The sequence below is a fragment of the Chryseobacterium gwangjuense genome (assembly GCF_021311115.1).
GTDB lineage: Bacteria > Bacteroidota > Bacteroidia > Flavobacteriales > Weeksellaceae > Chryseobacterium > Chryseobacterium gwangjuense.
In genome coordinates, this window is sequence record NZ_JAJTNP010000002.1 from 563667 (window position 1) to 581408 (window position 17742).

At 35.0% G+C, this 17742-nt stretch carries 17 protein-coding genes; 2 read left to right on the top strand and 15 right to left on the bottom strand.

Annotated features, from left to right (window positions below; all coding sequences use genetic code 11):
* The first annotated feature begins 80 nt into the window (after positions 1-80).
* Positions 81-836 carry a murein L,D-transpeptidase catalytic domain family protein gene (locus tag LV842_RS06045; protein ID WP_233110557.1) on the top strand — a complete coding sequence of 252 codons (756 nt, stop codon included), beginning with the start codon at positions 81-83 and terminating at the stop codon, positions 834-836.
* A gap of 44 nt (positions 837-880) precedes the next feature.
* On the opposite strand, the gene LV842_RS06050 is transcribed toward LV842_RS06045, so the two are convergent.
* The 12 genes from LV842_RS06050 to LV842_RS06105 form a co-directional block, all read right to left on the bottom strand.
* Entirely contained in the window at positions 881-1993 is a 1113-nt protein-coding gene (locus LV842_RS06050) for a TlpA family protein disulfide reductase (RefSeq protein ID WP_233110558.1), read from the bottom strand.
* 191 nt (positions 1994-2184) lie between these two features.
* Complete coding sequence (gene fabF, locus LV842_RS06055) at positions 2185-3426, bottom strand: beta-ketoacyl-ACP synthase II (RefSeq protein ID WP_233110559.1); 1242 nt, start codon at positions 3424-3426, stop codon at positions 2185-2187.
* A 1-nt stretch (position 3427) separates the two neighbouring features.
* Positions 3428-3853, bottom strand: coding sequence for a PaaI family thioesterase (locus LV842_RS06060; RefSeq protein WP_233110560.1), 426 nt, complete (start codon positions 3851-3853; stop codon positions 3428-3430).
* A 12-nt stretch (positions 3854-3865) separates the two neighbouring features.
* A complete protein-coding gene (locus LV842_RS06065) occupies positions 3866-5134 on the bottom strand; it encodes an acetyl-CoA C-acetyltransferase (RefSeq protein ID WP_233110561.1) in 1269 nt (422 codons plus the stop codon).
* Positions 5135-5144: 10 nt separating this feature from the next.
* Positions 5145-5750: a TetR/AcrR family transcriptional regulator gene (locus tag LV842_RS06070; protein ID WP_233110562.1), complete on the bottom strand. Its 606-nt coding sequence runs from the start codon at positions 5748-5750 to the stop codon at positions 5145-5147.
* Positions 5751-6091: 341 nt separating this feature from the next.
* Entirely contained in the window at positions 6092-6508 is a 417-nt protein-coding gene (locus LV842_RS06075; protein ID WP_233110563.1) for an OsmC family protein, read from the bottom strand.
* An 89-nt stretch (positions 6509-6597) separates the two neighbouring features.
* Positions 6598-7464, bottom strand: a complete 867-nt coding sequence (locus LV842_RS06080; protein WP_233110564.1) for a helix-turn-helix domain-containing protein — start codon at positions 7462-7464, stop codon at positions 6598-6600.
* Positions 7465-7610: 146 nt separating this feature from the next.
* The gene (locus tag LV842_RS06085; protein WP_233110565.1) at positions 7611-10298 is read right to left on the bottom strand and encodes a TonB-dependent receptor domain-containing protein; all 2688 of its coding nucleotides are present in this window, start codon (positions 10296-10298) and stop codon (positions 7611-7613) included.
* 68 nt (positions 10299-10366) lie between these two features.
* Positions 10367-10735 (bottom strand): hypothetical protein, encoded by a 369-nt coding sequence (locus LV842_RS06090; RefSeq protein ID WP_233110566.1) that lies wholly within the window; start codon positions 10733-10735, stop codon positions 10367-10369.
* A gap of 21 nt (positions 10736-10756) precedes the next feature.
* Positions 10757-11368, bottom strand: a complete 612-nt coding sequence (locus tag LV842_RS06095) for a hypothetical protein (protein WP_233110567.1) — start codon at positions 11366-11368, stop codon at positions 10757-10759.
* Positions 11369-11453: 85 nt separating this feature from the next.
* Positions 11454-12140: a response regulator transcription factor gene (locus LV842_RS06100; protein WP_039363658.1), complete on the bottom strand. Its 687-nt coding sequence runs from the start codon at positions 12138-12140 to the stop codon at positions 11454-11456.
* 85 nt (positions 12141-12225) lie between these two features.
* On the bottom strand, positions 12226-13773 hold the full coding sequence (locus LV842_RS06105) for a sensor histidine kinase (RefSeq protein WP_233110568.1): 1548 nt from the start codon (positions 13771-13773) through the stop codon (positions 12226-12228).
* Between the two features lie 206 nt (positions 13774-13979).
* On the opposite strand from LV842_RS06105, the gene LV842_RS06110 reads away from it, so the two are divergent.
* Positions 13980-14465, top strand: coding sequence for an SRPBCC family protein (locus LV842_RS06110; protein ID WP_233110569.1), 486 nt, complete (start codon positions 13980-13982; stop codon positions 14463-14465).
* A 52-nt stretch (positions 14466-14517) separates the two neighbouring features.
* Here the strand turns inward: LV842_RS06110 and LV842_RS06115 are convergent, their stop codons facing one another.
* The 3 genes from LV842_RS06115 to LV842_RS06125 form a co-directional block, all read right to left on the bottom strand.
* Positions 14518-14862: a hypothetical protein gene (locus LV842_RS06115; protein WP_233110570.1), complete on the bottom strand. Its 345-nt coding sequence runs from the start codon at positions 14860-14862 to the stop codon at positions 14518-14520.
* On the bottom strand, positions 14855-16906 hold the full coding sequence (locus LV842_RS06120; RefSeq protein WP_233110571.1) for a S9 family peptidase: 2052 nt from the start codon (positions 16904-16906) through the stop codon (positions 14855-14857). The genes LV842_RS06115 and LV842_RS06120 overlap by 8 nt, the downstream gene beginning before the upstream one ends.
* An 88-nt stretch (positions 16907-16994) precedes the next feature.
* Positions 16995-17735, bottom strand: a complete 741-nt coding sequence (locus LV842_RS06125; protein ID WP_233110652.1) for a uroporphyrinogen-III synthase — start codon at positions 17733-17735, stop codon at positions 16995-16997.
* Positions 17736-17742 lie beyond the last annotated feature (7 nt).

A 17742-nucleotide genomic window follows, 5' to 3' on the forward strand; every position in this document is an offset into this window, starting at 1 on the left:
AAATTTTGTGGAGTTATTGTGTTTCAACTCATTATGTTTTATACATTTGCCCCACTCAATTGGATTTAACATAATATTGAATGAAAGGATTTTATAGCGTATTAAGTATTGTTTACATGGTTACGACTTCATTCTATTTGTCTCCAAAAAAGGCAATGGTAACGAATGAAATCAGTACAAAAAAAATTGAAAAAGTAGCAGAAACGAAATCTGAGAAGATAACGAATACAGGATCTTCATCAGAAGAATTATACAGATCTATTGCATTTGAGCAAGGGCATGAACTTAACGAAGAAGTTTTCTTCAAAGCTTTAACTGGTTTTGAGAATTTGAAGAAAGCTGGTTTGCTTAATCAGGACTCGCATCTTCTTACGATATGCGATTTTTCTATGTCTTCAAATACAAAAAGACTTTGGGTAATTGATACTGAGGAAAGGAAAGTTTTGTTCAATTCTCTGGTAGCTCACGGGAAAAATACAGGGGAAGAATTTGCGACCAATTTTTCAAATACCGAGAGTTCTCTTCAAAGCAGCATGGGTTTTTACATTACAGATGCAACGTATAGAGGAGACAACGGATATTCTTTGAGATTACTTGGAATGGACAAAGGTTTCAACGATGCAGCTTATAAAAGAGCCATCGTAATGCACGGAGCAGATTATGTAAGTGAAGAATTTGCAGCAATGCACAAAAGAATCGGAAGAAGTTGGGGGTGTCCTGCAATTCCGAGAGATCTGACACAGCCGATCATTAATACAATAAAAGGGAGAAATCTTCTCTTTATTTATTATCCCGATCAGAACTACCTTTCCAAATCGGAATGGTTAAAAGCATAAAACAAAAGCAGTCATATTTTGACTGCTTTTTTATTTTGAGAAATTTATTGTACGTATTTTTCAATGATATTTCTGGCTTCTTCTATATCATTGCTGATTCGGGCAATTATTTTTCCGTTTTCGTCAATGATAAAATGAAGAGGGTAGGAGGTTGCATTTACTTTCTTTTGGAAGTCTTTGTTTACATCAAAGAAATTGGTCCAGGTTGCATTATTTTTAGTTAAAATATTTTTAGCAATCTCCATTCTGGACGGTTTTTGCTCATCTGTAATGGTGATGAAGTTTACATTTTTATCTTTAAACTCATGGTATAAATTTACGATTTTGGGCATTCCTTTTATGCATGGAGCGCAGGTTGTAGACCAATAATCGATAAATGTTAATTTGTGTTTCTTAAAATCTTCAGAAGTTAGTTTATTTTGTTTATCAAAATAAATATCGGGGATCTTTTGTCCGATAGAAGTAGATTGCTCAGCCTTTAAATGAGATTCAACGTTTTTATACAATTTGTTTTGTTTGAATTTTGCTGAAAATAAGTTCAGATTTTTCAAATAACCAGGATGGTAATTGTACATTGTATAATCACTTACAATTTCCCATAGCGCAACATACGAATTTGGATTTTGCTTGATATATTGTGTAAGAAATTCCTCCTTTTTATCCAGACTTACCAGACTGTCTTGTTGATAGGGATTGTTTGATTTTACATAAAATTTTTCCAATGCTTTCTGCAAAATTTTATATTCTCTATTGGTTGGTGTATCTATATTAAAATCTAAAAAATTAATATTTTGCGGCAGATCAATTTTATACTTTCCTTTTTCCAGAAAAAATATTTTTGTACCGGAAGCAGATTTATTTTTTTTATCCAAATAAACAAAAGCTACGGGTTGAGGATATTCTATAAATCCGTTGATAAGATTTTCCTTTTGAACTTTTATAAAATACAGTGAATGATCCGAACCAAATTTTGAAATGTTTTTATTGGGTTGGAGATTGAATGTGTACAGATCTCCAAACCCTTTTCTCGTCATGGGAGCTCCCAAAATAAGACTGTCATTAATATAGGAATCCGAAGTAAGATTAATCTCAAAATTGTTTTGAGAATAAATGAAATTTGAAATAAAAATTAATAGAACATAGTGAAGTTTCTTCATAAAAATATATTGTGGTGTGTATGCGAACTTACGAAAAACTTAATACAAAAAAATCTCTGTGCTTTAAAAAACACAGAGATTATACTTATTTTCAGTAAAAGTCTTCCGACATTTTATAACTTGGATACAGCCTTTTAATAATTAAATTTTCTCTCCTATTAGATTTGAAAGATGCGTATTTACTTTTAAAATTAAGAAAGCTTCTTAAAAATCAAAGTCGCATTATGTCCTCCAAATCCAAAAGCATTACTCAAGGCATAGTTGATCTCCTTTTCCTTAGCTTCTCCAAAAACAATATTAATGTCTTTCGGAATATTCTCATCAATGGTATGAAGATTTATGGTTGGTGGAATAATGCCATTTTCAATCGCTTTAATCGAAAGAATAGCTTCTGCTGCTCCTGCTGCTCCTAACAAGTGACCTGTCATCGATTTTGTAGCACTGATGTCAAGGTTTTTACTTCCTTTAAATAACTTATTAATACCATTCAATTCCACCAAATCTCCCATCGGAGTAGAGGTTGCATGAGGATTGATATAGTCAATATCTTCTGTGTTGATTCCGGCTTCTTTCAGAGCCAGTTGCATTGCTTTTATAGCGCCGACTCCATCCGGATGAGGTGCCGTCATGTGATAGGCATCTGCTGTCATTGCTGCTCCTACTAATTCAGCATAGATTTTTGCGCCTCTTGCTTTAGCGTGTTCATACTCTTCCAAAATTAAAGCTCCTGCTCCTTCTCCCATTACAAAACCGTCTCTGTCTGCATCGTAAGGACGGCTTGCTGTTGCAAAATCATCATTTCTGGTAGACATGGCTTTCATAATCGAGAAACCACCAACCGAAGCCGGTGAAATAGCCGCTTCAGAACCACCACTTACGATCACTTTAGCCTTTCCGAGACGAATATAGTTGAAAGCATCCATCAGTGCTGTATTTCCTGTAGCACAAGCCGAAATTGTAGTATAATTGATTCCCTGAAGCCCAAATTTCATAGAAATCATTCCTGAAGCCATGTTTGCGATAAACTTAGGCACAAAAAACGGATTGAATCTCGGCGTTCCGTCACCTGCTGCAAAATTCATCACTTCACTTTCGAAAGTCCACATTCCTCCTTGTCCTGTTCCCCAGATGACTCCTGTATCGAACGGATCCATATTTTCCAGTTCCAATCCTGAATCTTTCAAAGCCTCTGCTGTTGAATACATGGCATATTGTGAAAAAAGATCAGTTCTTTTGATTTCGTTATGGGTTAAATGAACCTTAGGGTCAAAATTTTTAACTTCACACGCAAAATGTACTTTAAATTTTTCTGTATCGAAGTGGGTGATCTTATTTGCCCCGCTTACTCCATTGATGCTGTTTTGCCAAAATTCTTCGACATTATTTCCCAATGGCGTCACTGCGCCAAGACCTGTAATGACAACTCTTTTCATATTAGTTATTAATTTTGAATAAATTAGAGGTTCCTCTTGCAATCAATCTTGATTTGTCTGCGTTCCATATTTCACATTCTGCATTTACAAATTGCTTACCTCTTTTTATAATTTTTGTTTCAGCTACAATATTATCATTTTCTTTTGCAGTTGAAAAATAATCGATACTGTTATTTATCGTTACGATAAAGGATTTTTCATTTAAAGAAAACATTGTGGCACCAATCACGTCATCAAAAATTGCTGCGGTAACTCCTCCATGAAGATTTCCCATCGGATTCAGCCATTCAGGTCTTACAGTGTATTGAAACTCTAATTGTCCTTCTTCTACAGAAAGAACAATCGGATTCAGCCATTTCATAAACGGTGATGGTGACGCTGTGAATTCTTTTCCAATGAATTGTTTTAATTGTGCTACTCTATCCATACTTTCCAATTTTTATTTTTCTAAAATCATCGTTACCCCTTGTCCGCGAGCGGCACAAATAGAAATAAAACCTTTTCCGCTTCCTTTTTCATCTAAAAGTTTCGCCAACGTTCCGATGATTCTTCCTCCTGTTGCTGCAAATGGATGGGCTACTGCTAGACTTCCTCCTTTTACGTTTAATTTATTTCTGTCGATTTTTCCTAATGCTTTTTCCAGTCCGAATTTCTTAGCCAAATCATCATTTTCCCAGATTTTTAAAGTTGCTAAAACTTGTGCTGCGAAGGCTTCATGAATTTCATAATAATCAAAATCTTCCAGGCTCATTCCCGCTTTTTTCAGCATTCTGTCAGCTGCAAAAACAGGAGCGAGAAGGAGGTTTTGTTGGTTTTCAACATACTCAATTCCGGCAACTTCCGAGAAGGTGATATAGGCTAAAATCGGTAAATTATTTGCTTTTGCCCATTCCTCACTTGCCAGTAAAACCGCAGAAGCGCCATCAGTAAAAGGGGTTGAGTTTCCGGCTGTCAATGTTCCGTTTTGTTTGTCAAAAGCTGGTTTTAATGAAGCTAATTTTTCTAAACTGGTATCTCTACGAAGATTGTTATCTGTATTTAAACCAAAAGCAGGCGTAATCATATCCTTAAAAAACCCTTCATCATAAGCTTTTGCCATATTTTGATGACTTTTAAAAGCCAGTTCATCCTGTTCTTCACGGGAAATTTGGTAATATTTTGCTGTAATTTCCGTATGACCGCCCATTACCAAGCCGGTTTTCGGTTCCTGACCTTTGTAAGGAATCGGCATCCAGTCTTTCAGTTTTGGACTTAATAATTGTTTGATTTTTCCAAAGGCAGATTTTTCTTTATTGGCTTTTAATAAAGCTTTTCTCAATCTCGGAGAAGACTCAAAAGGAATGTTGCTCATCGCTTCAACACCACATGCAATTCCGCTTTCAATTTGTCCTAAAGCAATTTTATTTCCGATGTAAATAGCTGCTTCAATACCTGTGTCGCAAGCTTGTTGAAGATCGCAGGCAGGAGTAGCTGGATCAAGAGAAGTTTCCATTACGGATTCTCTGATGAGATTGCTCTCAGAAATATGCTTAATCACTGCACCTCCTGCAACTTCGCCAAGAAGTTTTCCTTTCAGATTGTAACGGTCAATCAAACCATTCAAAGCAGGAACCAGCAAGTCCTGATTTCCTTTGTCTGTATACGCTGTATTGATTCTGGCAAACGGAATTCTGTTGTATCCGACAATTGCCACTTTTTTTGTTTCCATATGGTAAAATTTATGATGGAAGTTTGTTTAATTCTTTGTCAATAATATTGAGAATCTTATCTAAAGCCTGGTTTAGAAACTTCTCATTTCCGGTAGTTTTTGATAATAAAATCCCTCCTTCAATCAACATAATAAACAATGAAGCGTATTCTTCTGCATCCACTTTTTCATTCAATTCTCCATTTTTCTGACCTTGAGCAATAACTTGTGAAATTTTAGAAATCCATTCTCCAAAAGATTGGGTAACCTGTTTTTTTAAATTCGGAAAAGTATCATCAGCTTCTGTGGCTGCATTCATCAAAGGACAACCTCCGTTTAAAAATACAGCCTGCCAGTTTTTTCTGTAGAAAGCGACAAAAGCATGCAGTTTTTCCATCGTAGTCGGAAATTCTTCTCCGAAGGAACGGGACATGTTTTTCTTTAATAAACTTGCATTGTATTTGTAAACTTCAAGGGCAACTTCATCTTTATTTTCGAAATTTCCATAGATGCTTCCTTTGGTTAAACCCGTTGCTTCTGCAATGTCGGAAAGGGATGTGGAAGTATAGCCTTTGGTGTTAAACAAAGATGCTGTTTTCTCAATAATGAATTGTTTTGTCTTTTCCGCTTTTGACATTTCATTGAATTATGATACAAATATACAAAAATATACCGATTGGTATATTTTGTTTTTTAACTTGTTATTATCTGTTACATCTATTGAATTAAACCATTAAGATTTTATTTAAGAAGTTTAGATTAGTTAAGATGAATCTTTGATTTTTTTAAGTTTGGCTAAGGCCTGTTTGATTTGGTTAATTAAAAAACGGGCTTTAGCCCGTTCTTATTGATGATAGTTCTATCATTATCTTATTCATTGAGTTTGTCATTCCGGAGGAATCTAAGCAAAGATTTTTATAATCATATCTCTAGTTATTTAGTCTAGATTCCTACGGAATGACAGAAAGTATGTTTTAATTAAGCCAAAGTTGCTTCCAAAGTAATTTCAAAGTTGAAAGCAGCACTTACAGGGCATCCTTCTTCAGCGATTTTTGCATATTTCTGGAATTCTTCTTCTGAAATTCCTGGAACTTTTGCAGTTAACGTCAATTCAGACTTTGTAATTTTTCCGATGTTCGGGTCTAAAGTGATCACAGATTTCGTAGTCAATTCTTCAGGAGTATAACCTGCCTGAGAAAGTTCTGCGCTCAGCTTCATGGTGAAGCATCCTGCGTGAGCTGCTGCTAATAATTCTTCCGGGTTGGTTCCGACTCCATCCGCAAAACGGCTGTTGAAAGAATACTGAGTTTGATTTAATGTGGTGCTTTGAGTAGTGATGTGTCCGTTTCCTTCTTTGATGGTACCGTTCCAAACGGCAGTTGCGTTACGTCTCATAATAATTGTTTTTGTTGTTTAAATATTTATTGATTTTTGATGTTACAAAGGTATAGCGGAAATAGATCAAGATAAATACACAAATCGACTTAAATATTGTACTTTTTTCCCGAAATGTAATTTTTTTTGAAATTGGTTGGTGTACTTCCAATTTTATTAGTGAAAAGACGGTTGAAATATGCCGGATCTTCATACCCCAAATCATAGGCAATCTCTTTTACGGGTTTATCCGTATAAAATAAGAGTCTTTTGGCTTCCAGTAAAATTCTGTTGATGATAAACTGATTCGGTGATTCAAGGTTTAAATTTTTGAATTTATGTGTTAATGTTTTCGGAGCGATGTGGAGTAAATTGGCGTAATCAGCTACATTATGTTTTTCTCTGAAATGAATTTCCAAATGCCTGCTGAAATCACGGAAAACATCCAATTCATTGCTGGGAATTTTTATTTCGTCATTATCAAGGTTTTGCTTTTTCCATTTTCTGGTTGCACGAATGATGATTTGTTTAACGTAAGTTCGGATCATTTCTTCGGTAGAAGAATCTTTCCATTCCAATTCGTCTTTGATGCTTTGAAATAAATTTTTAATGATCAAATCTTCAGTCTCATCAAGTTCTACAAAAGGAATTTCAAAAACATTATGGAAAAGAAGCCCGTCACAAGCTACTTCCTTATCATGAATCTGAATACAGTAAAAATCCCGGTTGTAATATAAAAGATGTGACTCGTCCTTACCATTTTCAACTTTCAAATGCTGATTGGTCAAAAAAAATAAAGAAGGATTCTGTGTTGTGTATTGTTTAAAATCTACGGTCAATTCATAACCGGAAGGAACGTAGAATACTTTAATTTCAGATGTATAGTTGGAATCTTTGAGTGTTTGCAGAGTATTCTCAGAAAAAGTTTCGAAACCCAGTTTCGTGTAATTATCTTCAAAGATAAGTGTCTGTGACATAGATTTACTTTCACATAAAGGTACAAAAAAGCATGGCTTCTTAATTGTTAAATTATTGAAACCATGCTTTGCTATTTATATTTTCCCACGGATCTCACGGATTACACAGATTTTCTGTGCGATTTGTGTAATCTGTGGGAAGTTAATTAGAATGTCACATCTAATCCAACATAAAAGTTCGCTTTCATAATAGGTGCATAGACCATTCCGCCGTCAAAATAATTTCCGAAAGGATTTTTAAAATCAACGATCGCATTTTTTTGATAATAAGAAGTCAGGTTTTCTCCACCCAAATAGGCTCTGATCTTTTTATTGAAATTCCTTGAAATCTGAGCATTTAAAATAGCATAAGACTCGGAATAGGTTGGCAATTGAAACTCTTCAGGGTTTGATGAAGTGTTCGGAAGTCTTTGTTTCCCCACCAAATTCAGTGTGGTATCAAAACTCCAGAACCCGCCGTTGTTATTTTTATTGGTTGAATAAGCCAGATTCACGAAACCTCTGTGTTTTGCCATAAACGGAACTTCACGTCTTCCGTCTAAATAATCTGCCTGAACATCATAATATTTATAAGCTAATCTTACTTCAAAATTCTTGAAAGGCGTAAAATCCCATTGCGTTTGAAAAGAATTGGCGAAAGATTTTCCGTCTAAATTATAAAACGTCAATTGCTGAGGTGAGCGGTCTAAATCTACCATTACCTGATCCTGGAAATCAGTTCTGAAAAAGTCTGCCACAATTGTAGATTTTTTTCCAAAAAGCTTAAATTCCTGTTGTAAACTTGCTCCGTAATTCCAGGCAATTTCAGGTTTTAAGCCATAAATATTTCCACCGTTTTGTAAAATCTGAATATTTCTGTTTGAAGCAAAATATTGCTGACTTTCCGCAAATACATTCGCTGTTCTGAAACCTCTTCCCGCAGATAATCTCAAAATAGTTTGTGGAGTAATGTCATATTTGAAATTCATTCTCGGTGTGAACTGAGTTCCTGCCAGATTGTGGAAATCCACTCTTGCTCCGGCTACCAAAGTATACTTTAAACCTGTCAATGTATATTCGGCAAAAGCTCCGGGAACGATTTCGTTTCTTTTGAAATTGTTAGTTAAATATGTTTCTTCATAACCATCGTACATAAAGCTCGCTCCGGCTTTGTATTTGTGGTTCGTATTTCCCAATATGCTTTCAAAAATCAAGTTGGAATAATACGTCTGCTGTTTCCCTGAATAATTTCTCAATCCAAAGAAACTGTCCTGTTGATGGTATGTATACTGGTTCATCCAGCCCAAACTTTGGTAAGGTTTTCCTTTAAAAACATATCCTGTTTTATTCCAAACCTGAAATCTTGAAATATCAATTCCAACACCGTAAAGTGATTGCTTATCCTGTGGAATTTTTTTATCAAACCCGATTTGTCCGGAAGTTCTTTCGTCTTTAATGAAATTAATTCCAAAATGCGAACCTAAGCCTGATTTCTCCAAATCGTTATAATTCAATAAATAAGCTGCATTTAACTGAGTTCCTTTCGGTCTGTCCAGAAAGCCATCGTCATTCATGTCTGTATCTCCGAAAGTTCCGTTTCCGTGAAGTAAAAACGTTTGTGACCATTTCTCATTAATAGGCGAAACACTTGTGATATTCGCTTCGGCTCTTCCGTTAAAATCTGAAAATAAATTCAATGAAGTTTCAGGTTTTTCTGCATTTTTCAACAATTCTGTATTGATTTGTCCTGTAATGCTTTCATAGCCGTTTGTTACTGTGCTTCCTCCTTTCGTCAACTGAATGCTTTCAATCCATCTTCCGGGAATGAAATTTAATCCGTAAGCTGAAGCCAGTCCTCTGATTTCGGGTAATAATTCTTTCGTTAAGCTCGTGTATTTTTGATCTAAGCCTAGCATTTTCAATTGTTTGGTTCCCGTTACTGCATTGCTGAAAGACACATCAACAGTGGCATTGGTTTCAAAACTTTCGGATAAATTACAACAAGCCGCTTTTAATAATTCTTTTTTATCAATATTAAAAACTAGTCCTGCTTCTTTTTTGCTTAAAGAGGTTGCTGCTTTTGAACCTGTTACGGTAACGCCTTCAATACTTTTTTCTTGGTCATTATGATGTTCATTGGTTGTATTTTGGTCGTTGTGATTGGCGTGTTCAGGAGTTGTACCTTCTTCTGCATGAACCTTTGGGTTGGCTTCTCCAAAAGGAATTTCTCTGTCGTACAGACAACATGCAGGTAAATTTTTGTAGGTATTATCGTTGGATTGATATTTTTCGTTATCATGCCCAACATCTGCGATTTTCTTTAAAATTGTATCTGAAGAAGTCTTTTTCGGATCAAAATTTAGAGTAACCATCTGTTGTTCTGCATTCCATTCCGCAGAATCTGCTCCTGCGTCTCTGGCTGCTTTTTCAATTCTGGTTTTGCAGGATTCACAATTTCCTTTCACGTAAAATTGATTCTCTTTTTTTGAATGATGTTCGTGATTCTCAACCGATTTTGATTGTAAATCTCTGTCGTAATGACAACATCCGGGAAGCGCTTCGTATGTGGTATCGTTCGCTTTAAATTTTTCATTGTCGTGCCCTGCTTCGGCGACTTTTTTTAAGATGTCATCCGTTGAAGTAGCAGAATCCGTTTCTAAAGTTAATGTCTGCAGATCAATAGAGTAGGTGGCTGTTTTTGCCCCTGCTTTTTTAGCGGTGTTCTCGATTCTTTCTTTACACATATCGCAGTTCCCTTTTACTTTGAACTGGTTTTTAGAAAGATGCTGAGCGAAGATAAATTGTGTAGATAGTAAAAATACGCCAAGAATAATCCTGGAAATATATAATTTCATTTTGTTTAAAATTTAGATTAATTAAAAAACGGTTCACTAAAGATTTTAATGAACTTCTGTCGATTGAATTAACCTATCTTAGGCGGTTGCCAAATCTCTTTCAAACGATCTGAAATATACGGATCTGAATATTGAAATTGTAAATTTTTGTTTGATTTGTAATACGAAATCTCCAGTTGAAGGCTTCTTGAAAAAGGAGTTTCTATAAAGGTATAGCAAGCTACACAGGTCGAGCAGCAATCGTCATTACAGGAAGATTTTTGCTCTTTTTTGTTGTGGTTGTCCTTAGAATGTTGTTGGTGATCGGTTTTGCAGCAATCCATTCCTTGCTCAGATTTGCAGCATGTTTCCTGCATATTTTGAGCGTAGAAATTATCTTTAGGAATTAGAAAAATCCCTAAACAGAAAATAATTACTATGATCTGACCCCATTTCACAGCGCAAATTTACGAAAAAAATTAAAGAGGATCTCCTACTTTTTTACCGCAATCATGCCAGGGCTCTCCATGAGCAGGGTTGAGTTCCGGTTTTGGACCAGTCGGTGCAGGTGTATTCTGAGCAACATTTTGTTGTACAGGTTGCAGAGCAGGGGCAGGAGCAGGTTTGCTATTCAGCGGCTGTCCGACAGGAATATCACATCTGTGGCCGGGTTCTCCGTGAGGAGGATTCATACCAGGAGCAGTTTTTATTGTTTTGCTAGTACTATTGGACTGTTTTAAAGAACTAGGGTCAATTTGAATAGTTTGTCCTTGATTTGCATTTACAGCAATATTTTGGGTTCCAGGTTGTGGATTTTGTGTTGGAGCAGAGTTTAAAGGTTGTCCGACAGGAATATCACAACGATGTCCCGGCTGTCCGTGAGGAGGATTCATTCCCGGAACAGTGGCCATTTGGGTAGGCTGAGCACTCTGAATTCCTGATTGAGCCATTAGAGAAGCTTTGGGAGTGTTATTTACAGTAGAAACCGGCTGGCTGCCATTTTCATCTTTGATGTAAGTGGGTCTTTCATCTTTTTTACAAGAGATGGTTAAAAGTCCGGCTGCTGCAAATCCTAAAAATAAAGTTCTCATATTCAATTCAATCGTTTAAAACAAAATTAGCAAAACATTTTGAAATGCTTTGCTAATTTAAATAATATCGCTTTGTTAAATCGTCTTAGTTTTTAACCAAAAGTCTGAAACCTTCTCCGTGTACGTTGATGATTTCCAATCCTTCGTCGTCTTTTAAAAGTTTACGAAGTTTTGCAATATAGACGTCCATGCTTCTTGCTGTGAAGTAATTTTCTTTCTTCCAGATTTTTCTTAGAGCAAGATCTCTTGGCATGAAATCGTTTCTATGTAGGCAAAGAAGTTTCAGCAGTTCATTTTCTTTTGGTGAAAGTTTGTATTCGTTATCTCCAACCCTTAGTTGTCTCAGCATAGAATCGAAGAAAATATTGCTAATTTTAAACTGCTCCTGTTCTTCATTTTCCAAGGTAGAACTTCTCTGAAGAATTGCTTTGATTTTGTATAACAGTAACTCCGTATCAAATGGTTTTGTGATGTAATCATCAGCTCCCAATTGATATCCTTTTAAAATGTCTTCTCTCATATTTCTTGCTGTCAAGAAAATAATCGGAGTATTTTTATCGATTTTCTTTACATCTTCAGCCAATGAAAAACCGTCTTTCTTAGGCATCATCACATCGAAGATACAGATGTCGAATTCGTTTTCTGTAAATTCTTTTAAGCCTTGTTCCCCATCTGTAGCCAAAGTTACTTCAAAGTTGTTGATCGTTAAATAATCTTTCAATACAGCTCCAAAGCTTTGGTCATCTTCTACTAATAATATTCTGTTGCTCATTGTTTCTAATAATTAAAGTTAAAATTAAGAATGAACGGTGTCATTCTGCTTTTCTATATTTTGTTTTTGATTTACTTGTTTCTAATTAGCTCATCGGAAGTTTTATGGTGAAAAGACTTCCTTTTCCTTTGTGAGAATCCACAATAATTTGCCCTTTATGAAGTTCCACTATTTTTTTTACATAAGACAATCCTAATCCCTGTCCTTTTACGTTGTGAATATTTCCGGTTTCTTCTCTGAAGAATTTTTCGAAAATTTTGGTTTTATTTTGAGTTTCCATTCCCATTCCTTTATCGGAGACTTCGATTACATAAAAATGACCTTCATTTCTGGTTTTTATATGTATTTCCGGAGCTTCGGGAGAGTATTTATTGGCGTTATCCAGTAAATTGACAAGCATATTGGAAATATGGAATTCATCTATTTTGAAGTTGTATTTCGTTGCATTAAATTCTTGTGTAAGCGTCCCATTTCTTTGTTGAACAATAAGATTAAAAGATTCTGTTGTCTTTTTAATGAGCTCTCTTACATTGGTTTCATTTAAAAATAATTTTACCTCATTACGTTCAAGTTTCGACATGTTTAATACATTTTCAACCTGCTTTTTCATCCTCAAATTTTCCTGTTTGATAAGAGTTGAATAATATTTTACCTTATCCGGATTGGTGGCAATTTTATCATTTGCTAAAGAATCTGTCGCTACAGAAATTGTTGCTAACGGAGTCTTAAACTCGTGAGACATATTATTGATGAAGTCTGTTTTTACTTCAGCCAGCTTTTTCTGCCTCATCATGTAGTTGATGGAAATAATATAAATTCCCAAGATCGTCAATAACGAAAGGAAAGTCCCCAACAACATCGGCCAGTTGTTCATCGCCAAAGAATACTCTTTTTTAGGAAAAACTAAAGTTAAGCCATATATCGTACGATCTTTTTTATCCGTAAAAAGAGGGTAATTATAGGCATTGTTGTCTTTTTTCTCCTTATATGTTTTGTTGGCAACACTGGTCAGCTTATTGTTTTTATCTGTAATTCCATATCCGAAATCAGCGGTGATGCCTCTTATTTTAAGCTCTTTGGTAAGAACAGAATCAAGAATTTTCTGATCTACTCTTTTGGTAATCGGAAGATTGTTTCCGTATACTTTTGCATATTCCTTCATGGAATAATCACCCGTCTCAATATCCTGATTGATGTCTGCCGTAAGCGGTTCTCGATTGGTGGTGTCTCTTTTTATCTTGTATGCTGCTTCATCCGTATATAAAGTGGTAAGCTTAAGCGAATCGCCTTTTGGGGAAATAGGAAGCTGGGTTTTCTCGATAATATTTTTAGAGTAGATGATCTGTCTTTGTGTTCCGGAATCTTCTACTTGCTGTATTGTCGTTAAAGAAGGTTGTTCGCTGTTGGCTAAAATATTTTTTCTAAAGTTTTTAAAATCATCATTCAAATATTTCTCAACTTCAATTTCTCCAATAGTTTTTGAGGTGTTTTCCAAGGCAGAATACACTTTGTTGGTGAATTCTTGTTCCAGGGCACCATAATAACCTTTCAGCCAATAAAATTGGAGTGTGACAAAAACGATTAAGGAAATCGTCATAAACACTGAAATTATTGGGATGAATTTGTTATTCATTATTTAATTTTAATAGTTTTTTATACTTATGAATGTTAAAATTACTCATTTTAAGATTTGATAAACAAAATACGAGCCAAAAAATTGTATTATTTTTCTTAAAAGAATGTTTTTTAACATTTATTTATAAGTATTTAATCATTTTTTATAAAAACCGTCTTCATGAAAGAAGAAAAAACTAGCTTTGTTTAAACCAAAATATTATTATGAAATCTACGATCACTTTTAACGAAGATTTTGATTCAAACTCTGTTTATGTAATGAAAATTTACAATGCAGAAGCATCAAAAGTGTGGGATTATTTTACCAAATCCGAATTGCTGGATCAATGGTGGGCTCCAAAACCCTGGAAGTGCGAAACAAAAAAGCAAGATTTTAAAGAAGGCGGAACATGGTTGTATTCAATGGTGGGTCCGCAAGGTGAAAGGCATTATTCTTTATTACAATATGGCGAAATTACTGAGCATAGAAGTTTTGATGGGATAGATGCTTTCTGTGATGAAAACGGAAAAATTAATGAGGATTTTCCGCAGGCAAAATGGCTGCTTGGTTTTACCGGAGTAGAGGAGGGAACGAAAGTTACGATCAATATTCATCTTCCATCACAAGACGCTTTAAAACAACTGTTGGAGATGGGTTTTGAAGAAGGTTTTAAAACAGGTCTTAATCAATTAGAAGAGATTCTCGGCTGATCTTAAATAAGTTTAAAATAAAAAAGCTTGGAAATAGTTCCAAGCTTTTGCTTTATATCAATTCTTCATCCTGAAAATACTGAATGATTGCTTTTTTCATCAGAATTTGCTGTTCATTCGGTTTTAATTCCGGAAGTTGTTCAAGTTCTTCAAAATGCGGATATCCGTCATCGTCATAATGTGAAAATTTATAATAACCAAAAGGTTCCAATAATCTGCAAACCGCAATATGAATTAGATTTACCTTGTCATCTTTCGTATATTTTTGCTGGCCGCTTCCCAATTCCTGAAGCCCGATTAAAAACAAGTAGGTTTCAATCGGAGCGTTTTTTTCAGTATCAAAATTTTCAATGAAAAATTGTTCTATTTTTTGCCAGTATTCTGCTTCGTTAATCATCTTTTTTGTCTTCTAATTTTAATAAAAACGCATATTCCAATGCATCTTCTTTTAATGATTCAAATCTTCCGCTTGCACCACCATGTCCTGCACTCATATCGGTTTTAAAAACTAAAAGATTATTATCCGTTTTCAATTCCCTCAATTTAGCAGTCCATTTAGCAGGTTCCCAATATTGAACCTGAGAATCGTGCAATCCGGTTGTTATTAACATGTTTGGATAATCTTTCACCTCTACATTGTCATATGGAGAGTAAGATTTCATGTAATGATAATATTCTTCATCATTCGGATTTCCCCATTCGTCATATTCTCCGGTGGTCAAAGGAATTGTTTCATCCAACATTGTCGAAACTACATCTACAAAAGGAACTTGTGCTACAATTCCGTGGAATAAATTGGGCTCATAGTTCACAACAGCTCCCACTAACAATCCTCCTGCGCTTCCACCCATTGCATAGAGATGTTTTGATGAGGTGTAATTTTCTTTAATTAAAAATTTTCCTGCATCAATAAAATCGAAGAACGTATTTTTTTTGAAAAGCATTTTTCCGTCTTCATACCATTCTCTTCCTAAATATTCTCCACCTCTGATGTGTGCAATTGCATAAATGAATCCTCGGTCTAAAATCGATAATCTGACATTAGAAAAACTGGCATCAACAGTGTGTCCGTAACTTCCGTAACCGTACAAAAGTAGAGGTGTGTCCGCAGATTTTTTCGTGTCTTTATGATACACCAAAGAAATCGGAACTTTTGCTTCTCCATCTCTTGAGTCTGCCCAGATTCTTTCAGAAATATAATTTTCAGGAAGGAATTTTCCGCCCAAAACTTCCTGTTGTTTCAGGAGTTTGGTGGTTTTTTCTTTCATGTTATATTCGTAAGTCGAGCTTGGTTGAGTCAGAGAAGTGTAACCGTAGCGCAAAACTTCTGTATCAAATTCAAGATTGACTCCAATATAAGCGGTGTAAGTAGGATCCGAGAAAGGTAAATAGTGAGATTCCTGAGTTTTTTCGTCGATAATTTTTATTTGTAATAAGCCTTCCTCTCTTTCTTCAAGAACCAAATAATGTTTAAAAATTTCAAAACCTTCCATTAGAACTTCCGGTCGATGCGGGATTACATCTATCCAGTTTTCCATTCCGCAGTTATCAATTTTTGTTTTTACAATTTTAAAATTGAAAGCATCGTCTGCATTGGTAATAATGTAGAATTCATCCTCATAATGTTCAACAGAATATTCCAGATCATCAATTCTTGGCTGAATGATTGTCCAGTCTGCAAAAACATTGTCTGAAGGAATAAATCTGTGCTCGTCCGAAATGGTGCTGGAACTTGCGATGAAAATATATTCCAAAGATTTTGTTTTAAAAACATTCACATCAAAAGTATCATCCTTTTCATGGAAAATTAAAACATCTTCTGAAGTGTCAGTTCCTAATTTGTGTCTGTATACCTGAAACGCACGTAAACTGTCATCTTTTCTGGTATAAAAAACGTGTTCGTTATCATTTGCCCAAACGGCTTTTCCAGTTGTATTCAGGATTTTATCAGGAAGAATTTCTCCAGTTTTTAAATCTTTGAAATTAATCGAATAAATTCTGCGGCTTACATTATCGGTAGAAAAAGAGGCAAGTTTATTATTAGGAGAAACGGCAACGCTTCCTACTTCGAAATAATTTTCTCCTTCTGCTAAAATATTAACATCAAGAATGATTTCTTCTTCGTTGTCTAAACGATTATATTTTCTGCAAAAAATGGGATATTCTTTTCCTTCTTCATAACGAACAATATACCAGTATTCATTAAAAAAATAGGGAAGAGATTCGTCATCTTTTTTGTAACGGGCTTTCATCTCTTCAAAAAGATTTTCCTGAAGCTGCTCTGTATCTTTCATCATGAAGTCGGCGTAAGCATTTTCTTCTTCCAGATATTTTGTGACTTCGGGGTTTTCTCTTTCATTAAGCCAGAAATAATTGTCAACCCTTTTATCTCCGTGTATTTCGAGTGTTTTTTCTATTTTTTTTGCCTGTGGAGCTTCCATTCAATGTTAATTCTTGTTCAAATGTAATTAAAAAAAAGCCATCTTTCCTTTATTGAAAAGACGGCTGTTTTATTTTTGATAGTAAAAACTATTTGTGAAGTGTTTTAATGTATTTTTCCAATGCCATCGTCATGGATGGAGTTTCTTTTGTGGGAGCCATTAAATCTACTCTTAATCCAGCCTCTTCTGCTGCAGCTAATGTTGTGTTTCCGAATACCCCAATTTTTGTTTCATCCTGGTTGAAATCAGGGAAATTTTGCTGTAGAGATTTGATTCCTTGTGGACTAAAGAAAATCAACATTTCGTAATCTTTAATATTGATATCTGCAAGATCACTGCAAACCGTTCTGTACATGATCGCTCTTGTCCAGTCTATATTGGCTGTATCTAATGTTTTTATAATATCCGGACTCAAAACATCTGAAGATGGCAACAAATATTTTTCTGTCGGGAATTTTTTGAAAAGAGGAGCCAGATCTGAGAAATTTTTCTCCCCAAAACTGATTTTTCTTTTTCTATATACAATATGTTTTTGAAGATAGTTGGCAATCGCTTCAGACTGACAGATGTATCGCATCGTATCAGGTACCGAAAAACGAAGTTCCTCAGCAAGTCTGAAATAGTGGTCTATTGCATTTTTACTGGTGAATATAATACCGGTGTATTGCGTTAGATCTATTTTTTGTGTTCTAAGTTCTTTGTTGTCAACTCCCTCAACGTGGATGAAAGGACGGAAATCTATCTTTATTTTTTCCTTCTTTGCTATATCCAAGTATGGTGAAGATTCACTAGGCGCAGGTTGTGAAACCAATATAGACTTTATTCTCATCATTGAT